This is a genomic window from Streptomyces sp. NPDC045287, assembly GCF_056432325.1.
Genome location: NZ_JBWKJG010000037.1, coordinates 1 through 25,816 on the forward strand (window position 1 = coordinate 1; position 25,816 = coordinate 25,816).

Below are 25,816 nucleotides of genomic sequence, written 5' to 3' on the forward strand. Positions count from 1 at the left end.
ACGTCGCCGAAGTACGACGCCTGGTCATCGACCCCCTGACCAAGGCACAGGCCAAGCAGCTCCGGGAGATCAGCCACCGCGTCAACGACGCCATCGGCCACCAGCGCGCCTGCCCTTCGGTGCGCACCACCTGACCGGCGGCAGCGCTGTTCACCAGCGGCGCACGGGCCCCACACCCCGAACAGCCCGCCCCGACCGTCAGCGACGGCCACCTGGCCGGCCTCGCCAGGCGCTTCTTCGAGCCGAACCGGCCCGTACCCCGGTCTCAGAACACCGGTCATCGGAAGCGACGGCGCAGCACGCCGGATCACGGGAGCGTACGGGTATGAAGACACCGCATCGCGAGTCCGTCCTGTCCCGGGCCGCTCGTATCCTGGAGGCGTTCAGTCAGGACGATCCCGTGCTGACCGTCTCCGAGATCGCGCGCCGCTCCGGGCTGCACGTGGCGACCGCGTCCCGGCTCGTGGGTGAACTCGTCGCGCACGGCTTCCTCGGCCGGGGCGCCGACCGCAGCGTGAGGATCGGCGTCCGGCTGTGGGAACTGGTGACCCGGGCCTCGCCGACGCTGTCGCTGCGCGACGCCGCCATGCCGTCCATGGAGGACGTGCACGACGTCGTGGGCCGCCACGTCCAGTTGGGTGTCCTCGACGGTGACGACGTGCTGTTCCTCGAACGCCTCTCGGTCCCCGCGGCCGTCATCAACTACACCCGGATCGCCAGGCGGCTGCCCCCGCACGCCTCCTCCAGCGGCCTGGTCCTGCTGGTTCACGGTCCACCGACCTGAAGGAACGGGTCCTGGCCGGCCCGCTGACCGCCTACACCCCGGCGACCCCGGCCACGCCCGCACGGCTGCGCGCCCTCCTGGCCGAGATCCGTCGGCGGGGATACGCGTACTGCCCCGGATATGTCCACGCCGAGGTGCTCGGCATCGCCGCGCCGGTACGCGGCACCGTGGCGGCGGCGCGCCGTAGTGACAGCCGATACGCTCGGGTACCCCGAGCACCCGAAAGTCCGCCCGCTCGTGCATGGCTAGACTCGCGGCCCTCTCGGGGAAGATGGCGGACTGGATGGTCCAGATTCCTGCCGCCCCATGGAGTCGACCCCGCGGCACGGGCGTCGGGGTGGACGTAGACGGAGTGCTCGACGACGCCCGCGTACGCGTCCCGGTCGGAGACCTTCGTGGCGGCGACCCAGCCGAAGACCCGCCCGGTCTCGTCGAGGGCGGCGAAGCGGTGCTCGGGCAGCTTCGTCGTGTCGAAGTTGTTCCCAGGTGGGCGATGACCTCGAGGGCGTTGCCCTCGTCGGTGCCAGCCTGGTAGATCGCCGGGGCTTCAGCGGCGTGCTCGACGGTCAGCAGCGCGACGGTGACCGCGGCGCTCACGCGGGCACGGTTTTGGTCAGCAACTGTCCCATGGCGGCCACTACGGAGGGCCTGAGGAGGTCCAAGCGGCTCTGACCTGCCACTTTTCAGCTAGCAGGGTGTACCCTGCACCCAGGGGCGGTGACATCCGGAGGGCGGCTACCACTCCTACGACTTCTGCGTTCCGATCGTGGCGACCACACTGGAGGAACTGCGCGAGCACGGCCCGGCCGGGCCTGCCTCCTGGCGCTTCGGCCGCGACCACCGCCAGCCGCTGCTGGACGTGATCGGCAACATTCCTGGTGGTGCCCCTGGACGTCCCTTTAGCGTGTCATCGCTGACGAGTGTCAGCCACGCACGTGGTGAACACACTGGAGTACGGATGGCTCTGCCCGCACGGCTCATCGCCGCCCTGGGACGACACCCCGATGACCTCACCGAGGACGACCTGCAGCGCGCGGTCGACAACCAGATCCCCGAGGGAGTCGACCTCGACTGGAAGAAGGACTTCTACGCGGGCACTGACGCGGGCAGGAAGGAACTCGCGAAGGACGTCAGCGCCATGGCCAACACCGTCGGCGGCCTGGTCGCCATCGGTGTCGACGACGGCAAGCAGGACCACGCACATGAGCGGGCCCCCGTCGAACCGGTCAAGGGCCGCGGCGAGGAGTGGATCCGCTCGGTGTTGGCGAACTGGATCCAGCCCGTCGTCCCCAACGTGGGCGTGCGCCGCCTGGACTCCTCCGAGAGGGAAGGCCGCGTCTACTGGCTGATCACCGTGCCGCCCAGCACGCAGGCCCCGCACGCGGCTGCGGCCCCCGGCAACGACTACCACTTCCGCGTCCACGTCCGAAACGGCACGACGACCCGCACACTGGCCGAATCCGAGATCGCGCAGCGCTACCGTGATCGCTTCCACGCCATATCCGACGACATCGACCGTCTCCACCAGGTCGCCGACGCGGGCTTCGGCTACCTGAACAGCTACCTGGCCGCCGAAGGCCCCGACGGCGGCACGCTGGCGCCCCACTATCCGGTGTGGCTCGCCCTGGCTGCCGTTCCTGCCGTCCGCGGCGACTACCCCCTGACCGCACGGCGAGAACGTCAAGCGGCCTTCGAGCGCTTCTACAAGCTCGCCAGCGTGGGGGCGACCGCCGACATGCAGCCCGATTACCCCATCCTGGTCGGCCGCCGCCAGCTCCGCTTCGAAGGCAACCCCACCGGCCAGCTCCACCAGGACGGCTCCTTCCACGGAGCCCTGCCACTCCACGTGAGCAGCGACCGACATGCACCTGACGGCCCCCAGCTGCTGTACCAGCAGGGTCTCGAACTCGACCTGCTGACTCAGGTCCAAGCGGCCGCGGCCTGGGCGGGCGAGACCGGCGCGACGGGCGACATCATCCTCTCCGCCGCACTCCACCGCTTCGACAGCAACGACCAACCACTACGTCTCGCCGTGTCGGAGGACACCTTCCAACGAGGCCCCGTGGGAGCACTGCCCGCAACCCCGGCACAGACCACGGCAGACCTCCCCGCGCTCACCACCGACAAACGAGAAGCCGCCGTCGCGGCCTACGCACTCGCCTCCGACCTGCTGGCCGACATGGGAGCGCACCAACCACACCTGCTGACCCCGGAAGGAAACATCAAGATCGCCCACCTCAACTCCAGTTGGCGCGCAAAGCTCACCAGCTGGGAGTGACAAGCAAAGCGACGGCACACGCCGGCTCACAGAGGTTGCCAGACGCGACCACCGGGACCGCACTGCGCCCGAGCCCGCCTCCAGCGCACACCGCGTCTCCCGGCTCGGTATTCGCGGATCAACGGGGTGTACGTCCTCACGCTGGCCACCTCGGTGATCAAGCTCTTCGGCACGGAACTGTCCAACCGCCCCCGATGACAGCGCAGGGCCCCGGACCATGCCTCCCGGGATCCTGCGCTGCGCTGACGGGGCTGACCGGGACAATGACAGGACGACAGCGCGGTCACGCCTACTCCACGCCCGTACCGTCCTGCCGGCTTCGGCGGCGCGATGATGCCTTGGGTCAAGGCGCACATTCGGTAGATACCGAGGGCACTGCCCTGTTGGTTGACCGGGCGGTGGGGGAGTGGTGCGCCGCCGGTGACCGGTTCGGGGCCGGTGGGTGGTCGGGCCGAGCGCGCGGCGGCGCCCGGTGGCCGGGTGTCCGTCAGGCCCGGGGCGGCTTGCGCGGAGGCGGGGCGTTGGGGGGTGCGGGTGGCAGGCGGGTGCCCAGGGCGAGGGCGGTGCGGGCGAGGGGTGTGTTCATGATTCCGGCGACGCTGGTGTGGCCGGCGATGTAGGCGTCGAGTCGGTGCCAGGCCGTGGGCAGGCGGGTCAGGGCCGTGTGGACCAGGCCGGGGTTTCGGGTGAACATCCGCATCAGGGAGTCGCTGGCGCGCATCTCGACGCCGAGGGTCGCCTCGATCTGCCGGGCGTAGTGGGCGGTGGCGGTGGCGGTCTGCTCCGGGCCGGTCGCGGTGGCGAGGCGGACGGCGGCGTGGCCGGCGAGGTCTCCCGAGCGCAGGGCGTAGGAGATGCCTTCCCGGGACCAGTGGTCGAGGAGCGCGGCGGCGTCGCCGGCGACCAGGACGCGGCCGCGTGCGAGGGGGGAGTCGGGGTGGCGGCACCGGGTCAGGTGGCCGGTGTCGTGGAGGGGGCGGGGGGTGAGCAGACCGTGGCGTCGGAGGAAGTCGTCCTTGTAGGCGCGCAGGGCGGTGGGGTTGCCGCGGGCGGCCACCACCCCGGCGGTGCAGATGTCCCCTTTGGGGAAGATCCAGCCGAAGGAACCCGGCAGGGGCCCCCACTCGAACAGGACACGGCCCCGCCACCGGTCGGCCGTCCGTTCGTCGACCGGCGCCTCGACTTCCAGGGCGAGGTCGACCTGCGCGCACCGCACCCCCACGTACCGGGCGACCCTGCTGGCGCTGCCGTCGGCACCGACGACGGCCCGGGCGTGGAAGGTGTCGCCGCGGTTGGTCTCCACGGTGACGGTGCCGTCCTGCTGGGCCAGGGCGATCAGTGCGGTGCCGTCTCGTACCTCGGCACCTGCGGCGGCGGCGGCCTCGGTCAGTGCCGCGTCGAGTTCGCTGCGGAAGACCATGGCGCAGGTGGGGGAGGCGCAGGTGCGGGTGCGTTCCCTGTGGCCGTGGAGGGTGAAGGTGAACGACTTGGCGGTGTCGAGGACGTTCAGGGGGAGGTCGGGGGGCAGTGCGGCGAGGGAGGCTCCGATGAGTCCCCCGCCGCAGGTCTTGTAGCGGGGGATGGTGGCGCGCTCCAGCAGCAGGGTCGTGCAGCCGTTCTCGGCGGTGACCCGGGCGGCGGTGGCGCCGGCCGGGCCGGCACCGGCGACGATCACGTCCCAGGTGCCGGGCTTGCGGGCGGGGGTGCGGGCAGGTGGTGGCATGGCTGGTCACCTAGCGGTTGGAGTCGTACGGGTGACGGTGGCCGTCAGTTCGGGACGGCCGAGGGGGAGGGGGCGGGGTCCGTTTCGCGGTGGGTGTCGGCCTGGGACTGTTCGGGCAGCAGGCGGGCCAGGAGGTAGCGGGTGAGGGCGGATGCGGTCGGGTGGGTCCACATCACCGTGGTGGGAAAGTCCAGGGACAGCTCGCCCTGGAGGCGGCTGCGCAGGGCGATGGCCATGAGGGAGTCCAGGCCGAGGCTGACCAGGGAGGTGTCGGCGTCGAACCGGTCGGTTCCCACGCGCAGTACGGCGGCGATGTGCTCGATGACGCGGGATTCCAGCAGCTGGTGCTGCTGCGGGCCGTCGGCCTGCCGCAGGGCCTCGAACAGGGCGCTGTGCGAGCCGGTGGCGTCCGCGCCCGCTGCCGGGGTGGCCAGGTCGGCGAAGAAGGCGGTACGGGCGGTGGCCGGGTAGGAGTCGAGCCACCGCGGCAGGTCTGCGGGGGTGTAGGCCGTGCGGTCCCGGTCGTGGGAGAGGAGGCGCTCCAGGGCGGTGATGCCCTCGACGGGGTCGATCATGCTGTAGCCGCGTTCCTCCATGCCCGCCCCGCGGCCGACTTTTGCCCACGGGCCCCAGTTGACGCTCGTGGCGGGCAGCCCCTGGGCCCTCTGCCAGGAGGTGAACTCGTCCAGCCAGGCGTTGGCGGCCGCGTAGGCGCCTTGCCCGGGGTTGCCCAGCAGGGAGGCGGCGGAGGAGAAGGTGACCCACCAGTCCAAGGACTGCCCGCGCACGGCGTGGTGGAGCAGCCAGGCTCCCGTCGCCTTGGGGCGCCACACCTTCTCCAGGAGGCTGGTGGAGAGGTTGGCGATGGTGGCGTCCTCGACGACGGCCGCGGCGTGGACGACGCCGCGCAGCGGGGCGCCGGTGTCCAGGGCGGTACGCACGAGGGTCTCGGCGACGCCCGGTTCGGCGAGGTCCCCGTTGACGATCTCCACGCGGGTGTTGAACGTGGCGGTGAGGGCGTCGAGGGTGCTTTGCACGGCCGCGGTGGGCGCGCCGCGGGAGGTGAGCACCACGGCCTTGGCGCCCCGTTCGGCCAGCCACCGGGCCACGAGGAGTCCCAGCCCGCCGAGCCCGCCTGTGACCAGGTAGCTTCCATCGGGTCGGACGACGGGGGCGTCCTCGGGGCGGACGGGCAGGGTGTCGGTGCCCTCGGTGGGCCAGGTCAGGACCAGTTTGCCGGTGTGCCGGGCGGAGGCCATGGTGTGGAAGGCCGACGACGCCTCGGTGACAGGAAGGTCGGTGACGGGCAGCAGCGGCAGCGTGCCGTCGGCGAGCATGCCGGTCAGTTCGCGGTAGCCCTCGGCCAGCAATTCCGGGTCCTGCTGCATCATCATCAGCACGTCGACGCCGGCGAAGGTGACGTTGCGGCGGAAAGGCAGCAGACCTACACGGGCGTTGGCGTAGATGTCCCGCTTGCCCAGCTCGACGAACCGGCCCCGGTGTGCCAGCAGGTCGAGGCCGGCTGCCTGCGCGGGACCGGTGAGGGAGTTGAGCACCACGTCGACGCCGCGGCCCCCGGTGAGATCGCGGACCTGATCGGCGAAGTCGAGGGTGCGCGAGTCCATGACGTGACGGACACCGAGATCGCGCAGATAGGACCGCTTGGCCTCGCTGCCCGCGGTGGCCAGGACCTCGGCGCCGCGGGCCCGCGCGAAGTTCAGCGCGGCCAGGCCGGTGCCGCCGCTCGCCGAGTGGATGAGCACCTTCTCGCCCGGTCGGAGCCGGGCCAGGTGGCCCAGGGCGTACCAGGCCGTGAGGTAGGCGCACGGCAGGCCGGCGGCGTTCCGCAGCTTCGTCCCCTCGGGCACCGGCAGGAGGCAGTCGGCCCGGACGGTCGCGAAGGAGGCCATGACGGCGGACCGCGTCCCGTCCACGAACATCGCGGCCACGCGGTCTCCCTCCCGCACGTCCCGGACGCCCTCGCCGACGGCGGTGACGACGCCCGCGCCGTCGAAGGCGCAGACGTCCGACTGCTCTCCGTCCGTGCGGAAGCGCTGGTAGACACCCATGGCCTGCAGCACGTTGATGAAGTTGACGCTGGTGGCGTCGACCCGCACCTCGACCTCGCCCGGCCCGGGGCGGCGACGCGGCTGGGCGACGGACTCCAAGGAGTCCAGGTCTCCGGGGCGGGCGAGGTGCAGCGCCACCCGGTCGCGTCCGCGGTCGACGGTGGCCTGGCGGCGCTCGCACTCCTCCAGGGGGGCGTTGCGCAGCCGGGCCAGGTGACGCGTCCCGTGCCGGTAGGCGATCTCGTCCTGCTCGTCGGGGCAGGACAGCAGCTCGGCGGCCACGTCCCGCACCGGCGTCCGCGAGTCGACGTCCAGGACGCTCGGGCGCAGTTCGGGACACTCGTAGCTCAAGACCCGCACCAGCCCGCGCAGACCCGCCTGCGCCAGGTCCGGCCGGTCTCCCGGTGCGACCTGCTGGGCGGTTTCGGTCACGGTCCACAGACGTGGCGCCGCTTTGCCCTGCGCGGCCCGCACCAGTTCGCGGGACACCTCCACCAAGCGGGCGACCTGCTCCCGCGCCCGGCGGTCGGGGACCGCGTCGCCGCTCTGCGTACCGGGCGCCGGCAGGTACACCACGGCCTGGGGCACCCGCGCGTCGGGCCCGGTCGCCTCCACCGCGGCCGGGCCGTCCTTCGGCCGTCCGGCCGCGGGCAGCGTCAGCACGTCCACCGCGGCGCCGCGTTCGGCGAGGGCTCCGGCGAGCGCGGTCGCGTACGGCTCGCGCCCGGGTTCCACCAGCAGCGTCCAGGGGCCGGTCGCCGGCTTCGGCGCACCGCGCTCGCCGGGCTCCCACAACGCCCGCAACAGACGGCGGGCGAACCGCTCCTGCGGACTCTCCGCCGGCACATGGCGGAACTCCACGCCGGTGGCGTCCGCCACGACGGAGCCTTCGTCGTCCCACAGCCGGAAGTCCGCCGTGTACCGGCCGTCGTCCATCTGCCCGAGGGTGACCAGACAGTACCCGCTGAGCGGGACCTTCCGGTACAACCGCAGCGCCTCGATGCGGCGCGGCAGGATGCCTCCGGCGGGCACACGGCCGGTGCGCAGCACGGCACCCGCGACCACCTGCAGGCAGGTGTCCAGCGCGACGGGATGACAGTGGAGCGCCTGCGCGCCGGCCCGGCCCTCGTCCGGCACCCACACACGCGCCAGAAGGCGGTCGCCTCCGCCGTGCGCCGCGGGCCCCTCCGACGCCCTGTCCGTGTACAGGGCCTGGAGGCCGAGGAACGGCGTCCCGTGGTATACGCCGCGCTCCTCGCGCATCTGCCGGTAGACGTCCGACGCGTCCACGGCATGCGGGAACTCCGCCAGCAATTGCCGCGGGTCGCAGCCCGCCGGAACGGCTTCCGCATCGGGAGTCACGTGCAGGCGCGCCTGTGCGTGCTGAACGCGAGTGCCGTCGGAAGCCGTACTGACCACCCGCCAGCGCGCGCTGTCGGGGCCGGACGCCTCGGCGCTGGCGGTGACGGGCGTGCCCTCGGAAGCCGGCAGCAGCAGTCGTTCCAGAGTGATGCCGGTGATGCGCAACCGCTCCGGACCGGCCGCGTACAGGTCGGCGGCTGCGGCGACGGCCATCTCGCACAAAGCGGCGCCGGGCACCACGACGACGTCGTCGACGCGGTGCGCGTCCAGCCAGGGCAGCGTCGCGGGGGTGATGCGGGTCTGCCACAGGTGGCGGCCCTCACCGTCGGGGTCCGCGGTGTGCGGGCCGGTGAGCGGGTGCGAGACGGCCGACCGCCGCAGCGGAGAGGGATCGACGATGTGCCGCGTGCGCTCCCAGGTGGTGGGCGGGACGTCGGCCAGGGAGCCGTCGCCGTAGCGGGCGGCCCAGTCCAGAGGGTGGCCGGCGCAGTGCAGCGCCGCCACGTGGGTGTGGAAGGCCAGCATGTCATCGGTGTCGCGCAGCAGGGAGGGGACGACCGCGGTGCCGGTGTGGCCGTGCGCGGCGAGGGTGGCCTGCACCGGCTGCACCAGAACGGGGTGGGGGCCGATCTCCACGAACAACCGGTGGCCGTCGTCGGCCGCGGCCCGTACCGCGTCGGCGAAGCGCACCACCCGGCGCAAATTGTCCGACCAGTAGGCCGCGTCGAAGGCGACGTGCTCGCGCGGGTCGTCGGTGACGGTGCTGTAGAAGGCCGTCACCGGCGCCCTGCCCCGTACGCCGGCGAGCGCGTCGGCCAGGTCGGCGAGGATGGGGTCCATGTGGGCGGTGTGCGAGGCCACGTCCACGTCGATCACGCGGATCCCCACGCCGCGCGCGTCCCACTCCTGGGCGAGACGGCGGATGCGGTCGGCGTCCCCGCCGACGACGGTGTTCTCCGGGGATGCCACGACCGCGACGGTCACCCCCCGCACGTCCTGTTCCGCCAGCAGCCGCTCGACCTCGGGGCGCGCCAGGGCCACCGAGGCCATCAGCCCCTTCCCGGCGGTCCGCAGGATCAGGCGCGACCGCCGGCAGATGACCCGCACCCCGTCCCGGACATCCAGCGCTCCCGCGGCCACCGCGGCCGCCACCTCTCCCATGGAGTGTCCGATCACGGCTGCCGGTTCGACACCGTGAGAGCGCCACATCGCCGCCAGACCGAGCTGGATGGCGAAGATCACCGGCTGTACCCGGTCGAAGCCGGTCACCACCTCCGGCCGGCACAGGGTCTGGCGGAGGGAGAAGCCGGACTCCTCGGCGACCAGCGGCTCGAGCATGTCGATGACCCGGGTGAACTCGCTGTCGCGGTCCAGCAGCTGCCGGCACATGCCCGCCCACTGCGAGCCGTGCCCCGAGAAGACCCACACCACGCCCCGTCCGGTGTCCGGCACCGCCCTGCCGGTCGCCACCCCGGTGGGCAAGGAGGCCCCGGCCGCCAGTTCCTCAAGCCGCGCCACCAGTTGCCGCCGGTCGTCGGCGACGACGGCGGCCCGCTCCCTGGCCGGTGAGCGGCGCACGGCCAGCGTGTGCGCCACGTCCTCCAGGGGGACCCGCGACCCTGCGCCTCGCAGCCACCCCGCCAGGCGGCCGGCCGCCTGACGCAGCGCGGCGGGCGTACCGGCCGAGATCGGAAACAGGCGCGGTGCCCCGCCCTCCCCGGCCCGGCGGGCACCGTCGGCCACGGGAGGACGGGCACCACGCCGGGCGGGGGAGAGGGAGGGAGGCTGCTCCAGGACGACGTGGACGTTGGTTCCGCTGATCCCGAAGGAGGACACCGCAGCCAGCCGGGGACCGCGTCGCACCGGCCACTCGGTCGTGTCGGTCGGCACGAACAACCGGGTCCCGCTGGGATCGATCTGCGGGTTCCAGCGGCGAAAGTGCAAACTCGCCGGCACCAGCCCGTGCCGCAGGGACGCGATGGCCTTCAACAGACCCGCCACACCCGACACCGGTTCGGTGTGGCCGATGTTCGTCTTCACCGAACCCAGCGCGCACCGGTCCCGGCCCTTGCCGTAGACCGCGGCCACCGCGGCGAACTCGATGGGGTCACCCACCGCTGTGCCCGGGCCGTGCGCCTCCACCATGCCGATGTCGCCGGCCTCGACGCCGGCGCGCTCCAAGGTCAGGCGGTAGAGGTCGATCTGCGCGGGTTCCGAAGGAGCGCTCAAGCGTGTGCCCCGGCCGTTCTGATTGACCGCCGTGCCGCGCAGTACCGCCAGCACCCGGTCCCCGTTCCGCACCGCGTCCGCCAGCCGTTTGAGGACCACCACCCCGCAGCCCTCACCGCGTACGTAACCGTCGGCGGCGGCGTCGAAGGCGTGGCAGCGGCCGGTGGGGGAGAACACACCCCACAGCGCGGGAGCGGTGACCCCTTCCGGGCCCAGGGTCAGCATGGCGGCTCCGGCCAGGGCGACGTCCGACTCGCCGGTCCGCAGGCTCTGGCAGGCGGTGTGCACCGCGACCAGCCCCGACGAGCAGGCGGTCTCGATGATGACCTGGGGACCCTTCAGGTTGAGCATGAAGCCCACACGGCCGGGACCGATGCTGTCGAACCCGGTGTACATCGCGTAGGCGTTGACCTCCTCCAAAGGCCGCTGCACGCGCAGCATGTAGTCCTTCTGGTAGAGCCCGAAGAACATGCCCGTCGGCGTACCCGACAGTCGCTGGGCCGGGATGCCGGCGTGCTCGATGGCCTCCCAGATCACCTCTGCCAGCAACCGGTGCTCCGGATCGACCCAGGGCGCTTCCTGCGCGTTGATGCCGAAGAACTCCGGATCGTAGGCGTAGACGTCCTCGTCCAGAAAACAGCCGTAGCGCAGCCGGGCCGCCACCTGCGCGGGCAGGCCGGCCAGTTCCGCCTGCTCCCAGCGGTCGGCGGGGACTTCGCGTTTCGTGTCGCGGCGGGCCATGAGCAGCCGCCACAAGGAGGCGAGCGAGCCCACCTCACCCGGGAACCGGCAGGCGGCTCCGACGACCGCGATGGGCTCGTCCTGACCCGCGCCGGGCTTCGCGACGCCGAACGGTGCGTGCATGGGTTGTCCATTCCTGTTCCCGGGAGCCCAGGAGACGGCCGATCGCCGGCTCGCCCTCCACTGGGCTTCCGCTTCCTGTAGGTCGTTCTCGTTCCGCCACCCGGCCGATCGCCTTTCCGGGGCGTACGGGCTTCTGGAAACAACGGGGAGGCCTTCCACGCCTCCGCGTGTCGGGTCCGGCTGACCACCGAGGGCCTTCAGGCGCTTCCCACCTCGGTGCGGGGTGACGTCACCGGCCCTTGACACAGTGGTTCCAAAGCGCCGCGGCGGCCAGCGCCAGTGACATGTCGACGGCCCTCCTCCGCAAGGAGGAGTGATCCCCCGACCGTAGACGGTTCAAGGACATGCGCATGCCGAGATCACGGTTGGACAGGTCCCGCGTGAGCCCTCGCAGCTGCTGGGGGGCGGCGGTACCGGCCGCCAGAACTTCCAGCGCGATGCGCACGGCCTGGTGCGGGGAGAGGGACTCCTTAACCAGGTCGGTGACGATGCCGACCAGTTCCTCGGAAAAGACGTCAATGATGGAGAGCTCCGGGCACAGGTGCCGAATGGACCCCTCGATGTTGGCGAAGGACTTGCCCAGGACGGAGATCATGGGGCTGGTGCGGATGCCGCGACGGGTCGAGTGCTGCAACACAGCGCTGAGGGTGACCCCGAAGTTGAGCTCCTCCAGTGACGCCGTGGCCACCTGCGGGACGAGCGCGGCCATGTCGCTGGCGAACGCTGCCGCGTTCGCCCACGAGGTGGCGTTGCCCATGTCGATCCAGGCGCGGGCGGTGCCGGCGCCGTCGTTCATGGCCAAGTTGAGCAGCAGCAGCAGGACGCTGGTGCTGACAGGTCGGTCGATGCGCCCGACCATGCCCCAGTCGATGATGGTGGCCGGACGTCCGGGCTCGACGAAGATGTTCCCCGGGTGCGGGTCGGCGTGGAAGATCCGGTCGACGAAGTAACCCCGGTACATGAAGGCCAGCAGGTCCTGACCGATGGCCTTGCGCTCCTCGGCGGCGAACACCGTCCTGTCCGCTTCCCGGATCGGTTTGCCGGGAGCCAGGCTCTGCACCAGCACCCGTTTCGTGGCCTGAACGACCTCCGGCACAGCGATGTGCTCGAAGCCGGCGGCGGCCTCGGCCGCCTCCGTCATGTTGCGGGCTTCCATCACGAAGTCGAGTTCGGGCCGCATCGCGTCGAAGACGACGTTCAACATGGCCTCGACATCGATCACCTCATTGAACCGGGGAGCGCGACGTGCCGCGAAACGCGACAGGGCCCCTATGAGTTGCATGTCACCGCAGACGGTCTCGCGGACGCCGGGGCGCTGGACCTTCACCGCCACTTGGCGGCCGGACGGCAACTCGGCTCGATACACCTGGGCGAGCGAGGCCGTGCCGAGGGGATTGTCCCGGTCGATGTCACGGAACTGCCGTACCCAGCCGGGCCCCAGCTCCTGCCGCAGCACCGGCTCGAAGTGGCGGAACGGCGCGGGCGACACCTCATCCTGGAGCTTCTCCAGCTCGCGGATCATCTCGGCTGTCACAATGTCGGGCCGCGTGGCGAGCATCTGCCCGACCTTCACGTAGAACGGCCCGAGATCCTCCAGCGCCTCGCGCACGTCGCGGGCGCGGCGGACCGCTCGGCTACCTCCGTACGGCCCGTTCCCGACGGGCAGCAAAGAACGCGCGGCCTCCCGCCGGGCCAGACGGGTGAGCGTCTGCACCAGCAGGCGCCCTCGAGAAGGAGTCATCGACGCCTCTCCCCGCCACGCGCCGCTCCCGTGCTCCCACTGCCGCGGTCCCACAACGACGGGCCCAGGGGCGGGTCAGCGAGCTTCACGGTCGCGGTCAATACGATCAGCCAGCCGCGCGATTTCCTCCCGGAGCGCCCCGACGTCGTCGGACCCACGTGGCTGCGGCACGGATCCGGTGCCCACCTGCCCCTCGTCGGCCCAGCGCTTGTCCACCCGCCCTCGCAACAACTCCAGTTGAGCCTTCAGGGCTCCGAGCTCCTCCGACTCGCGTGCAGGACCGGCGGACCGACGCGGCCGTGGCCTCGGAACATCCTGGTCGTACGGCTCGCCCTCGTCCGGGTACCGCTGGTAGAAGTCATCGTCACGGCGACCGCGGTCCCGGTCTCGGTCTCGCTCGCGGTCGCGGTCGCGGTCGCGGTCGCGCTCTCGGTCCCGGTCGCGGTCTCGATCGCAGTCCCGGTCTCGGTCTCGCTCGCGGTCGCGGTCGCGGTCGCGCTCTCGGTCCCGGTCTCGATCGCGGTCCCGGTCTCGCTCGCGGTCGCGGTTCCGGTCCCGGTCGCGGTCTCGCTCGTGGTCCCGGTCGCGCTCTCGGTCGCGGTCGCGGTCTCGCTCGCGGTTCCGGTCCCGGTCGCGCTCTCGGTCGCAGTCCCGGTCGCGGTCCCGGTCCCGGTAGTGATCGTGGTCGTCGTCCAAGGCCCGACTGACCGACTGCCGGAAGCCGCTTTCGAAGTCCCCTGCCCTGTCGAGGGCGTCGTCCACGAGGTCCTCTGTAGCGTGCAGGATGCGGCGCAACGCATGGCTGAACGAGGTACGAGAGTGTCGACGGGACACAGAACCGCCTTTCGTGAGAGGCAAGGGCGGTGTTGACGAACGTGCCGCTCATGCCGGGGAGGCGTCTGGTCCTGGGGAAAAACCAGACCAGGCGGGCATGATTTCAGAATGGCCTTCCTCCGCGAGAGGAAAACCGTCGCATTTGCCAATTCGCCCATTCGAGTGAGCGTAATGAACGGTAATCTCGAATGTCCGGTATTCGCCAACGCGTCGGGCCGGAATGGTGGTATGCAGCTTGCTCTGCCCACCCTGAAGGCAGCATTAAGGTAAAAATTCTTGAAGAATACAGGACTTGTGTGATGGTTCGGCCGCAGCGGTGTTGTCGACGGGTCGTGGAATGCTTGTGGTGTCAGCTTGATCATTTGCCGCCCTGAGTGAACATTTTGTGAGATATTTCGATCTCGATCGAAAGGAAGGTGGGTTGAAGTATCGTGAAATGAGTCATTCTCGGACTTTGTTGAGAGCGAAGGGTTCAATTTCTATAAGTAAGCGGAATAACTCGCTTCGAGGCCCTGAAGTGCCCACCGAAACCGGTCGGACAAAGCGGAGGAATCCCCATGGCGAAGATCACCAGGATCGAGGCGCACATCAGGACCGCCGACGTGCCGCACGCAGGCACACAGGGATGGGTGTACCTGGGTATCGCCGGCCGCGAGTTCGTCCTCGACGCCGCTGGCACCTCCAGCGGAACCCGTACCGGCGACAATTGGATCTTCGTGCTGGGCGAGAAGGCTAACGTCGCGAACGCCTCCTACAACGACCCGCGCAGGCCACAGCTCTACACCGACAACCTGGACCGCTACCCCGTCTACTTGCGCTTTGAGCCTGTCGGGCCCGATCCGGCGTGGTGTCTGGAACGAGTCGTCGTCGACGTCAACCCCCACACCGACCACCCGCAGACCTTCGACAACCCGGACCTCCTCGACTTCGGAGAAGACCGGCGCCTGTGGCTGGGCCAGGAGTACGGCAAGCAGCTCTTCCTCAAGCGGTACAACCCCTGACCTCCCGCGCGGGCGTGCGGCGCCGCAAGCCCTATGAGATGTTCCACCGGCTGCACCAAGCGCCGCCCCGGCTCCAACCGGCGGCCTGACGGCTGGCTTGCTCCCGATCCGGCCCCGTCCCCTGCCTCAGGGGCTTTGCACAGGGCTTGCCGGAACCGGCTGGCCTTGTCGCAGCCGTAACGGTCGAGGCAGCCACCGACCGCTGCGCTGCCGGCCTCGGGGAACATCGGTACAGCGGTTGGCGCTGAGAATGATCATGGTCGGCTAGCACACCGGCTGGAGGCTCCGCTGGGGTTCGCGGAAAGATCGCCAGACGGGCGCCGGGGCTGGCTACGGTCCGCTCGTGCCAGTGGAGTTTCTGACTGATGAGCAGGCTGAGGCGTACGGGAAGTTCGCTGAGGAGCCGACCCGCCCCGAGCTGGAGCGGTTCTTCTTCCTGGACGATGTCGACCGCGATCTGATCGCGCGGCGACGCTCCACGCACCACCAGCTCGGCTTCGCGCTCCAGATGTGCACGGTTCGCTACATCGGCCGGTTCCTCCCGGACGACCCGCTGGAGGCGCCGTGGCCGGTGGTCGAGCACCTGGCCGCGCAGCTCGGCATCGAGGACCCGTCGGTGGTGAAGCGGTACACCGAGCGGCCGAAGACGGCGTACGAGCACGCGTGGGAGATCCGGGACGCCTACGAGTACCACGAGTACGACGATGCGGAGTGGTCCCGGCGGTTCCGCACCTTCCTGCACGGCCGGGCCTGGACGCACGCCGAGGGCCCGAAGGCGCTGTTCGACCACGCGGTGGGCTGGCTGCGCCGCAACCGGGTGCTGCTGCCGGGAGTGAGCGTGCTGGCCCGGCAGGTGTCGGAGGTGCGGAAGGTCGCGGACAAGCGGCTGCACGCCACCGTCGCGGGCGCCGCCCGCCGCGCGGACCCGGCGCTGCCCGGTGACCTGGTGGCGACGCTGAAGACGCCGGAGGGCTCCCGGTTCTCTGAGCTGGAGCGGCTGCGCCGGCCGCCGACGCGGACGACGGGGACGGCGTTCGCCCGCGCGCTGGAGCGGGTGGATGAGATCGGCGCGTACCGGCTGGGGCGGCTGAAGCTGTCGCAGATCCCGCCGAACCGGATGTCGGCGCTGGCCCGATACGCGCTGGGGTCGAAGGCGGCGCTGCTTGAGCGGGCTGCGGAGCCCAAGCGCACGGCGATGCTCACCGCGGTGATGCGGCACCTGGAGGCGAAGGCCATCGACGAGGCCCTGGACCTGTTCCAGATCCTCATGGCCACCCGGCTGCTGAACACGGCGAAGCGCAAGACGGAGAAGGAGCGGCTGTCGACGCTGCCGCAGCTGGAGAAGGCGTCGCGCATGCTCGCGCGGGCGGCGAAGGTGCTGCTTCAGGAGCTGGAGCTGGTCGAGGAGCACGGTACGGACCTGGACGTGGCCGCGCTGTGGGCGGCGCTGGAGGAGGTCGCGCCGCGCGCCGCCGTGATGACCGCGGCGGCCACGGTGGTCTCCCTGGTGCCCGAGGACGAGAACTCGGCGGAGATCGCCATGCGGGCCGCGCTCGCGAACCGGTACGCCACGGTCCGGCCGTTCCTGTCGCTGCTGGGCGAGTCGAAGGCCCTGGACGCGGCGAGTGCCGGGAAGCGGGTCCTGGCCGGGGTGCGCGGCCTTCCGGCGCTGGCCCGGCGGAAGGTGGGCGTCAAGCCGCTGCTGCCGCGCGAGGTGGACGACAAGCTCGTGCCGCCGGCCTGGCGCAAGGCGGTGTACGCCAACCCGGATCTGCCGCAGGGCGCGGTGGACCGGGACGCGTACGTGGTGTGCGTGCTGGAGCAGCTGCACCGGGCCCTGAACAACCGCGACGTGTTCGCCTCTCCCTCGCACCGCTGGTCCAACCCGCGCGCCCGCCTGCTGGACGGGCCCGACTGGGACGCGGTCGAGGAGGACGTGCTGGCCGGGCTGAGCCTGGACAGGCCCGTCGAGGAGCACCTGGCGGAACTGGTGCGGGGCCTGGACGCCGGGTGGAAGCAGCTCGCCGAGCGCCTGCAAGAGGCGGGGCCGGCGGCGAAGGTGTCCATCGAAGTGCAGGACGACGGGCGGGTGAAGCTGAACGTCGACAAGCTCGGCGCGCTCGGCGAGTCGAAGTCCCTGACGTGGCTGCGGGGGCGGGTCGAGAAGATGCTTCCGAAGATCGACCTGCCGGACCTTTTGTTCGAGGTGAACGCCTGGACCGGCTTCCTGGACGCCTTCGTGCACCTCGGGGACGGCACCACGCGGATGAAGAACCTGTCCACATCGGTGGTCGCGCTGCTGGTCTCCGAGGCGTGCAACATCGGCCTGGCGCCGGTAGTGAACCCTGGCTACGAGGCGTTGACCAGGGCCCGGCTCGTGCACGTCGACCAGTACTACCTGCGCGCCGACACCATCGCCGCGGCGAACGCCGCGCTGATCGCCGCCCAGGCCGAGGTGCCGATCGTGAAGTTCTGGGGCGAGGGGCTGCTCGCCTCGGTGGACGGGCTGCGGTTCGTCGTCCCCGTCCGCACGGTCAGCGCGGCCCCGTCGCCGAAGTACTTCGGGTTCAAACGGGGCATCACCTGGCTCAACGCCGTCAACGACCAGGTCGCTGGCATCGGGCAGATGGTCGTCCCCGGCACCCCGCGCGACTCCCTGCACATCCTGGACGCGCTGCTGAACCTCGACGGCGGAGTCAAGCCGGAGATGGTAGCCACTGACAACGCCTCGTACTCCGACATGGTGTTCGGCCTGTTCAAGATCCTCGGCTACAACTTCAGCCCCCGGTTCCGCGACCTGGACGACCAGCGGTTCTGGCGGGCCACGATGCCCGGCGTCGAGACGGGCAGCTACGGCGCGCTGGAGGACCTGGCCCGCAACCGCGTGAACCTGAACAAGGTGATCATGCACTGGCCGGACATGCTGAAAGTCGCCGGTTCCCTGGTCACCAACCAGGTCCGTGCCTACGACCTGCTGCGGATGTTCGGACGTGACGGGCGCCCGACGCCGCTGGGGGCGGCGTTCGCGGAGTACGGGCGGATCGCAAAGACCGAGCACCTGCTGCGCGTGGTCGATCCGGTGGACGATACCTACCGCCGGCAGATGAACCGGCAGCTCACCGTGCAGGAGTCCCGCCACAAGCTGGCGAGGGACGTGTGCCACGGCAAGCGCGGCACCATCCACCAGGCGTACCGCGACGGCATGGAGGACCAGCTCGGCGCGCTCGGCCTGGTCCTCAACGCCATCGTGCTCTGGACCACGAAGTACATCGACGCCGCCGTCGAACAGCTCCGCGCCGAGGGCCACGAGATCAGGGACGAGGACATCGCCCGGCTCTCCCCGCTCAAGCACAAGAACCTGAACCTGCTCGGCCGCTACAGCTTCACCGCCTCCACCCCTGCCGCCGGCGCCCTGCGCCCGCTGCGCGACCCGGACGCACCGGAACTCGACGAAGACGACGACGGCGAGAACTGACACCCCACGGGCCGTGCGTCACCTCACAGAACATCGGGCTTGGCCCGCAGCCGGGACTCGGCAAGAGCGAGGGCGGCAATGGCCCCGAGCAGGATCACCGTGCCCGCGACGGTGGCCGTGGTGAGTCGTTCGTCAAGGAACAGCACGGCCAGGACGGCGGCGCTGACCGGTTCGAGCAGCATCATCACCGACGCGGTGGCGGCCCTGAGTACGGCGACGCCGGCGAAGTACAGCGGGTAGACGAGCGCCGTGGTGACGGTGGCGATGTACAGCATCAGCAACGCCGCCTCGGTGAGGTTCCCGCCCTGCGGGAGAAGGCTCTCGTGGAAGGCCAGCGGCAGCATCACGGCGGCGCCGATGAGGAAGGAGAACAGGGTGAGGGTGAAGGCGTCCTCGCCGGTACCGTGCCGTCCCGTCCACCGGCCCAGCAGGTTGGAGACGGCGTAGCCGGCGGCGGACAGCAGCGCCATCGCCACGCCCGTGGGGTGGACGACGCCGGGCTGGTTGCCCAGCACGAGCACGGTCAGTCCGGCCAGCGCGCCGGCGACGGCCAGTACCCCGGTGCGGCCGATGCGCTCGCCCAGGAACAGGCGCCCGCCGGCGGCCGTGAACACCGGTGCGGCGCCGAGCGTGACGATGGTGCCCACCGCCAGGCCGGTGTCCCGCACGGCGGCGAAGTAGGCGGTCTGGAAGACGGCCAGCCCCACTCCGGTGCCCGCCAGCAGCAGCACACGCCGCCCCGCAGGCTGTGGCGCGCGGGGCGCCTTGCGGGCCGGGCGAAGGGCCCAGGCCGGCAGCAGCAGCACCGCTCCGGCCAGGAACCGCCAGAACGAGATGGCCATGGGCCCCAGGTCGCTGGTCCGGTAGATGACCTCCACGGCCGCGCCGGTGGTGCCCCAGGCGATCCCGGCGAAGGCGAGGAAGGCGAAGCCGCGCCGCACGGAGAGCGAGCCGGTCAGTGACCGGTCCCCGCCCCGGCCCAGCGTATCCGCGTCGACGGCGGGGTCCTGTGAGGTCTTCATCTCCTCACCGTGCGCCTCCGATCGTGATACGCAAAATGCATCCAGCCCCCTATCGATACGCTGAGCGTATGGAAGCACGCGAAGAAGGTAGTGCGGGGCTGGAGCTGAAGCACCTGCGCTGCCTGGTGGCCATCGTCGACACCGGCAGCTTCACGGACGCGGCCCTGGAGCTGGGCGTCTCCCAGGCCGCGGTCTCCCGCACCCTGCTCGCCCTGGAGAAGACCTTGGGAGTGCGGCTGCTGCACCGCACCAGTCGCACGGTCGAGCCCACCGTGGCTGGGGTGCAGGTCCTCGCCCGAGCCCGTCTGCTGCTGGCCGGCGCGGACGAACTCGTCGCCGAGGCCGCCTCCGGCCACAGCCGCCTGCACATCGGTCACGCCTGGTCGGCCTTCGGGCGCCACACCACCGAGTTCCAGCGCCGCTGGCACCACGACCACCCCGACATCGAGCTGAGGCTCGTCCGCCACAACTCCTCCACCGGAGGGCTGGCCGAAGGACTGTGCGACCTCGCGGTCATCCGCAGCGCCCTCGACCTCAAACCCTGGTCCCACGCCTTCGTGGGCCACGAGGACCGCTACCTGGCCCTCGCCTGCGACGACCCCTGGGCCCGCCGCCGCAGCATTCGCCTGGCCGAAGTCGCCACCCGCACCCTCGCCCTCGACCGCCGCACCGGCACCACCACCCTGAACCTGTGGCCCGAGACCGAACGGCCCGCGGCCGAACACGTCCACGACATCGACGACTGGCTCGCCGCCATCGCCTCCGGCCGCTGCGTTGGCGTCACCCCGGAGGCCACCGCAGCCCAGTACCGCCCCTCCGGCATCACCTACCGCCCCCTGCGTGACGCCGAGCCCGTCCCCGTCCACCTCATCTGGCGCCGACAGGACCCCCACCCCGCCACCCGTGCCGCCGTCGCCCTCGCCATCGACCTCTACCGCACAAGCCACCAACCCCCGCGCCGCTCCCGCAGATGAGCGGCAGCCGCCTGTCGCTCAACGACCACGGCCGCGCTCCGTCTGTCGGCAAACGATCGTTTGACGACAGGCGGCCGACGCGTCCAATGAACCCGTGCAATCCGGGGGTTCGAGGCGGCCCGAATCCAATCAGATCCGATGAGGATTGTTGACAGGGTTTGACGACAGATAGGGTCCGATCCTCCGCACGGAAGGGGCCCAGAGTGGCGAACCTGGTCTACAAGCGGGTCTCGACCGACCAGCAGTCGACCGCCCGGCAGAACCTCGTCCTGGACGAGGCCGGGATCGAGGACCCGGTCGTCTTCGAGGAGGACCCCGGCACCTCCAGCCGCCTCCACCCGCTCCAGCGGCCGAAGTTCCGCGCGCTCCTCGACTACGCACGGCCCGGCGACACCGTGCACATCTCCGAGATGTTCCGCCTCGTCCGCGGCACCGGCCACATCCTCGACGTGCTCGACGTCCTCCACCGCGACCGCCTCGCCCTGCGCATCCACGACGGCGCGTTCTCCGCGATGGACCTCACCGCACGCCACCCCCGCACCGGTGAGCTGCTGTCCACCGTGAAGTTCATGGTGCAGACCCTCGCCGCCGCCGGCGAACTCCAGCGCGACCTCCAGCGCGAGCTGACCTACGACGGACTGCGCGCCGCCGAGGCCAAGGGCAGCAAAGGCGGACGCCGACCCGCCGTGGCGGCCGCGAAGACCGAGGCCGTGCGCGCCGCGTACCTGGAAGGGCGCTCCATCGCCGCCCTCGCCCGCGAGTACCGGGTCAGCCGCGGCGCCATCCGCACGGCCGTCGCCGACCTCCTGCCCGACCACACCGCCATCGAGCAGGACGCGCCCGCCCCGGAGCTGCCAGTCACCCTCGACATGCCGGGCAAGGTCGCGGACTACCTCCGCAGCACCGAGCTGGAGCCCGCCGAGCGCGCCGCGCTCAACCAGGGCGTGACCGTACGGCGCGGCCAGGGCTACACCCTGCGCGTGACCGCCATCCCTGCGGTGCACCACCAGCTCCTCGCCCGCTGCCAGCCGCTCGACGCCGGTCAGGGCGTCCCCGCAGTCCCCGCCCAGCGCAAGGCCCGTCGAGAGTACGAGAACCGGGTCAGCGCACTCACGCCCTGACCATGATCGTTCTCAGCGCCAACCGCTGTACCGATGTTCCCCGAGGCCGGCTGCTGTCCCGCTACGCTCGGCGCCCGATCACGCCCACCCCGGCCGCACCATCATCCACCCGTCGATGCAAGTGTCTTTCTGACATGGCCTACAGAGTCTTGACCTGCTGTTTTGCCCGCTACCAGGGTGTACGATGCACCCAGAAGCGGTGGGACATAGTGCTTTCATGAAGGCTGGCTGCCAGCAGGTTCTTCGTCTACTAAGGGCTGTCCCGTAAATGATCTACGGCGTGTCGACTGACCTGCTGGTGCTTCCGTCATCCGGCGAGGGCAAGGTTGTGCAGGCGGGCGATGCCGAGCATGGCGTGATGGACGCCGTCGCCCTTCAGGCGGCAGTCGCGAAGGATCTTCCAGGTTTTCATCCGGGCGAAGACGTGCTCGATGCGGGCACGGACCTTGCGGTGAGAGCCGTTGTGCTCCTCCTTCCAGGCCGGGAGTTCGGCCTGGCCGCTCTCCCGACGGTGCGGGATGACCAGGCCGGTGCCCCGGTAGCCGCCGTCCGCGATGACCGTGGTCTTGCCGACGACCTCCTTTGCGCCGGACAGTTCCCGTGCCTTGCAGTCGTTGCGGTTGCCGGGCAGGGGCCGGCCGATGGCCACGACGAGCCGGGTGTCGGCCTCGATGACGGCCTGGTGGTTGGTGGAGTACCGGTAGTTCTTGGACTGCTCGGCGACGGTGTGGTCGCGGGTGGGCACCAGGGTGCCGTCCACGATCAGCACGGTGTCCCGGCGGAACCGCTTGCGCTGCTGCAGCGCAAGCGCCGACCCGAGGTGGCCGATGATGCGGTCGGCTGCCGACTTCGATACCCCGAACAGGGGGGCGAGTTGGCGCATTGTGAGGTTAGTACGCCAGTACGCGGCGACCAGGAGGAGCCGGTCCTCCAGTGGCAGGCTCCAGGGTCGGCCCTTGCGGACCGGGTCCGCGCCTTCGCGCCGTAACGCGGTGATCAGCTTGTTGAACTGCCGCGGGCTCAGCCCGGTGAACGGGGCTATCCAGGACGGCTCCGACGCCGTGATGACACCAGCCACGGTGAGATCATTTCAGTTGCCGTCGCTCTTTCCTGGGGCCGATCCTGTGTGCTCGGTCAATGAGGAGGACATCGTGGGGCTCGTTCTGTTCCCAGGGGACGACGACATCAGCAGCCCGGACGTGTCCTGGTCCTACACCGGCTTCGGAGTGTTCCGGCGGTGGCTGGCCCAGGCCGAGGGGTTTGCACTCGACGAGATGAACGGCTTCGGTGGACAGCGCCCCTGGAACGACGTCTCCACCCCCCTGGCACCACTCCTCAATCATCCCGACGGCGACGGCCCTGACCTCACGCCACTCCAGTGCGCTGCGATCCTGCCCCGCCTGCAGGAGATCGCCGACCAGCCTCAAGAGGGAAGCACCGACCGGCTCCTTCAGCGGAACATCAACGACGCCCGCCAATTGGTGGTCGTCCTGCAGCTCTGCATCGAGAAGGACGTCGATCTCCTCTTCGGCTGACGTCGGCCAGGGGCAACGGCTCACTGTGACAGCAGTAACGGGACAGCCCTTAGTGATACAGCAGCCACATTCATCTTGACCAGCCCAAACAGTAGTTAAAGCGGCCTTCTGTCGGGGGCCGGACTGGAAAAGGTCCGGATCTTGGTACGTGCCCGGGCAGCAGGGATCGGACAGAAGCGGGAAGTCGTGGGAGTGATCGGGATTGGGGCGGGCGCTCCCGCGGATGATCTTTCCTATCTGTTACGGCCGGTGGCCGTCGCAGAGCCATCCGGAGGGATAGAAGCGCGCGGGCGCTCCGCATGGTTGTTCCCCGGCCCCGCACTTGCCCCGGTAGGTGATCGGCAGCGCCTCCATCACCGCAGGCCCTCTGCCTGGTACGGACTCAGGGGAGCTAGATGCCGGGATGTAGGGGAGCGGCGCGGCATCGTGGTCGGGCGCGACCGGTGGCCGGACGCGGCAGGTCGGGTCGCCGTCCTCCATAGGGCGTAGGACCTGTCGTTGCTTCGGCATGACGGCGGGCGGTTCGCCCGATGTCGCGTCGAGGTATGCGGTGTAATCGGCAGTGGGGGCCCAGAACTCGAACGCGGTCCGCTTCACCTTGACGATCGCTCGCACGTAAAGCCCGGAGGCGGCATCTCGGATGAACTCGTCGAAAGGGCGTTCCGCAGGCCGCGTGGTCGGATGCCAGCCTCCGCACTTTCCGGTCCGCTTCTTCGGGCACGGGCCCGGGAACCGCTCGTCGCACTTGGCGAGTTCGATGTGCCGGATACCACCTCGGAACGGGATGGGGGAGTCCCGCTTGGTGATCAATTCCAGTGGAACCCGGTCGGTACGCAACCACGGCACCGTCGCGTCGCGCGCCATGTCCTGGCTGTCCGTCTGCCATGCGTCCAACACGCCCGCCCGTCGGGCGGCGACGTCTCGGGCCTGGATTTCACGGGGGTTGCGTAGAGACAGCTGCGACTCGAACCCGAGGAGTACCCCATCCGCACCGCGGATCAGGACGTCGCTACGGACTGCGCGATCCTCGCTCGAACGTTCCTGGACAGCAGTGTGCCCACCTTCTTCGGCAGCCCGGACTGCCCGGTCTTTGTATGCCTTGTGCTCATCAGATTCTCCACCACCGTGGTGTCGGTCCTCGGCGTCGCTGCGCATGTGGGCGGCGACGACTTTGCCCAGCCGTCGGTATATCGACATCGGCTCGATGAAGCCCCGTTTCTCGCACACCTCCGCGCATGTGAGGCCACGGAGCGGTACGGGCAACCGGCGGTCGTTGAGTAACTGTTCGAGCAGGGCTGCGCCGCTGGCCACTCCGAGGTCCGGTTTTGTCAGATCCAGTCGTTGGCTGAACCCTGCGAGTCGCACGTACCGGTTGGGCATGCTGACCTCCGCTCGCCACGCGGCCACGATGGGCCGCCGTTCCGATTGTGACAGGGGCCACTGACAACCGCACGAGGTTATGGCCACTGGTCTGCCGCCAGCGAGCGCCGTGCATGGGCGAGAGCTGAGTGCGATGCAAGCCGCGTGGATAACGGGACTGTGCCCAGGCCGTCGAAGCCTGCCTGACAGCCCAGGCCGTGGACGGACTCGACTATGAGAGTGGAACGACGGCCACGAGAGTGTCGATGACATCGGGCAGAATGGTGAACTGCCGAGCTTGGGGATGGACCCTGTGTTGGCTGGGGAGGGTGCTGTGAAGTTCAGAAGGCGGACGCTTGAGTCGCTCGGAGACCTCATCTGCGGGAATCTCGGCTCATCGGATCCCGCTGACGGTAAGCCGCCATACTTTCCATACAGGTCGAGCTCGTACATCACCGAGTTCTTCGGAGAGTTGGACATGGACTGGCAGCACGATGGTTCGACGCGGCATAGGTGGGTGGCCGAAGTGTTGGAACAGCTCCTGGCCGAGCCGCACGAGGGGCCCGCGCACCCGCCAGAAGCCTTCTGTAGGGTGATCGATCACCTCATGAACCCGGCGGACGCGTTGAACGAGGGGCTCGACAGGTCCAATGCCCTGCGCCAGCTGAACGATGTGCTGATACGGGAGGGATTCGAAGCCTTTTATGGCGAGGACATGCACTGCTACCTGCGCCACATCGGAACAAGCACCGTCTCGGTGCTAGCCAAGAACCCGCACCGACCACTCAGCGTCGCCGAGATGCAGCGCCGTTCGGCCCTCGCTGCGTTCCTGGATACGTGTAGCGAGGACGAACTCATCGAGCAGGTGCTGCTGCCGATGTTCCGGCAGCTGGGGTTTCACCGGATCACGGCGGCCGGCCACCGGGACAAGGCGCTGGAGTACGGCAAGGACATCTGGATGCGCTACACGCTGCCAACGCAGCACTTCCTGTACTTCGGCATCCAGGTGAAACGTGGGAAGTTGGATGCGATGGGCAAGTCCCGCGCTGGCAATGCCAACATCGCCGAGATCCATCATCAGGCGCTGATGATGCTCGCCCACGAGATTTTCGACCCTGAGACCAACCGGCGAGTGCTCGTCGATCACGCCTTCATCGTGGCCGGCGGGGAGATTACGAAGGCCGCGAGGAACTGGCTGGCCAATGTCCTGGATGCATCCAAGCGAAGCCAAATCATCTTCATGGATCGCGACGACATTCTCAACCAGTTCGTGGTGACCAGCTTGCCGCTCCCGGAGCGGGCAATGCCTTCGGTTCCGACATCAACGCTGAGTACTGTTCAACCACCTTTCTAAGGGTTGTCCCGTAACTGCTCGTCAGTGAGCCGAGTGTCGCGGCAGACTCATGGTCATGGTGCACCTGCGGATTCTCACGACGAGCGACTGG

The 25,816-nt window shown here is 69.9% G+C and carries 15 protein-coding genes; 8 read left to right on the forward strand and 7 right to left on the reverse strand.

Annotation, left to right across the window (positions count from 1 at the left end; translation table 11 throughout):
- Window positions 1–325 precede the first annotated feature (325 nt).
- Together AC07D6_RS32820 and AC07D6_RS32825 are read left to right on the forward strand one after the other, a co-directional pair.
- The gene (locus tag AC07D6_RS32820) at window positions 326–784 is read left to right on the forward strand and encodes an IclR family transcriptional regulator (RefSeq protein ID WP_479050488.1); all 459 of its coding nucleotides are present in this window, start codon (window positions 326–328) and stop codon (window positions 782–784) included.
- 958 nt (window positions 785–1,742) lie between these two features.
- On the forward strand, window positions 1,743–3,062 hold the full coding sequence (locus tag AC07D6_RS32825; protein WP_479050490.1) for an AlbA family DNA-binding domain-containing protein: 1,320 nt from the start codon (window positions 1,743–1,745) through the stop codon (window positions 3,060–3,062).
- A gap of 487 nt (window positions 3,063–3,549) precedes the next feature.
- Here the strand turns inward: AC07D6_RS32825 and AC07D6_RS32830 are convergent, their stop codons facing one another.
- From AC07D6_RS32830 to AC07D6_RS32845, 4 genes are all read right to left on the reverse strand, one after another.
- Window positions 3,550–4,785 carry a geranylgeranyl reductase family protein gene (locus tag AC07D6_RS32830; RefSeq protein WP_479050492.1) on the reverse strand — a complete coding sequence of 412 codons (1,236 nt, stop codon included), beginning with the start codon at window positions 4,783–4,785 and terminating at the stop codon, window positions 3,550–3,552.
- A gap of 44 nt (window positions 4,786–4,829) precedes the next feature.
- Window positions 4,830–11,309, reverse strand: a complete 6,480-nt coding sequence (locus AC07D6_RS32835; protein ID WP_479050494.1) for an SDR family NAD(P)-dependent oxidoreductase — start codon at window positions 11,307–11,309, stop codon at window positions 4,830–4,832.
- 229 nt (window positions 11,310–11,538) lie between these two features.
- Window positions 11,539–13,023 carry an ABC1 kinase family protein gene (locus AC07D6_RS32840; RefSeq protein WP_479050496.1) on the reverse strand — a complete coding sequence of 495 codons (1,485 nt, stop codon included), beginning with the start codon at window positions 13,021–13,023 and terminating at the stop codon, window positions 11,539–11,541.
- A 102-nt stretch (window positions 13,024–13,125) separates the two neighbouring features.
- Entirely contained in the window at window positions 13,126–13,812 is a 687-nt protein-coding gene (locus tag AC07D6_RS32845; RefSeq protein ID WP_479050498.1) for a hypothetical protein, read from the reverse strand.
- Between the two features lie 629 nt (window positions 13,813–14,441).
- On the opposite strand from AC07D6_RS32845, the gene AC07D6_RS32850 reads away from it, so the two are divergent.
- Complete coding sequence (locus tag AC07D6_RS32850) at window positions 14,442–14,885, forward strand: hypothetical protein (RefSeq protein ID WP_479050500.1); 444 nt, start codon at window positions 14,442–14,444, stop codon at window positions 14,883–14,885.
- A 343-nt stretch (window positions 14,886–15,228) separates the two neighbouring features.
- The gene (locus tag AC07D6_RS32855) at window positions 15,229–18,360 is read left to right on the forward strand and encodes a Tn3 family transposase (RefSeq protein WP_479050502.1); all 3,132 of its coding nucleotides are present in this window, start codon (window positions 15,229–15,231) and stop codon (window positions 18,358–18,360) included.
- 23 nt (window positions 18,361–18,383) lie between these two features.
- On the opposite strand, the gene AC07D6_RS32860 is transcribed toward AC07D6_RS32855, so the two are convergent.
- Window positions 18,384–19,382 carry a DMT family transporter gene (locus tag AC07D6_RS32860; protein WP_479050504.1) on the reverse strand — a complete coding sequence of 333 codons (999 nt, stop codon included), beginning with the start codon at window positions 19,380–19,382 and terminating at the stop codon, window positions 18,384–18,386.
- Window positions 19,383–19,450: 68 nt separating this feature from the next.
- On the opposite strand from AC07D6_RS32860, the gene AC07D6_RS32865 reads away from it, so the two are divergent.
- Both AC07D6_RS32865 and AC07D6_RS32870 read left to right on the forward strand, forming a co-directional pair.
- The gene (locus AC07D6_RS32865; protein WP_479050506.1) at window positions 19,451–20,356 is read left to right on the forward strand and encodes a LysR family transcriptional regulator; all 906 of its coding nucleotides are present in this window, start codon (window positions 19,451–19,453) and stop codon (window positions 20,354–20,356) included.
- 203 nt (window positions 20,357–20,559) lie between these two features.
- On the forward strand, window positions 20,560–21,477 hold the full coding sequence (locus AC07D6_RS32870; protein WP_479050508.1) for a recombinase family protein: 918 nt from the start codon (window positions 20,560–20,562) through the stop codon (window positions 21,475–21,477).
- 307 nt (window positions 21,478–21,784) lie between these two features.
- Here the strand turns inward: AC07D6_RS32870 and AC07D6_RS32875 are convergent, their stop codons facing one another.
- Complete coding sequence (locus tag AC07D6_RS32875) at window positions 21,785–22,555, reverse strand: transposase (RefSeq protein ID WP_479050510.1); 771 nt, start codon at window positions 22,553–22,555, stop codon at window positions 21,785–21,787.
- A 73-nt stretch (window positions 22,556–22,628) separates the two neighbouring features.
- Between AC07D6_RS32875 and AC07D6_RS32880 the strand changes: the two genes are divergently transcribed.
- Window positions 22,629–23,012 (forward strand): hypothetical protein, encoded by a 384-nt coding sequence (locus AC07D6_RS32880; RefSeq protein WP_479050512.1) that lies wholly within the window; start codon window positions 22,629–22,631, stop codon window positions 23,010–23,012.
- Between the two features lie 240 nt (window positions 23,013–23,252).
- Here the strand turns inward: AC07D6_RS32880 and AC07D6_RS32885 are convergent, their stop codons facing one another.
- Window positions 23,253–24,392 (reverse strand): hypothetical protein, encoded by a 1,140-nt coding sequence (locus tag AC07D6_RS32885; protein WP_479050514.1) that lies wholly within the window; start codon window positions 24,390–24,392, stop codon window positions 23,253–23,255.
- Between the two features lie 457 nt (window positions 24,393–24,849).
- Between AC07D6_RS32885 and AC07D6_RS32890 the strand changes: the two genes are divergently transcribed.
- Window positions 24,850–25,725 carry a hypothetical protein gene (locus AC07D6_RS32890; RefSeq protein ID WP_479050516.1) on the forward strand — a complete coding sequence of 292 codons (876 nt, stop codon included), beginning with the start codon at window positions 24,850–24,852 and terminating at the stop codon, window positions 25,723–25,725.
- The last annotated feature ends 91 nt before the right edge of the window (window positions 25,726–25,816 follow it).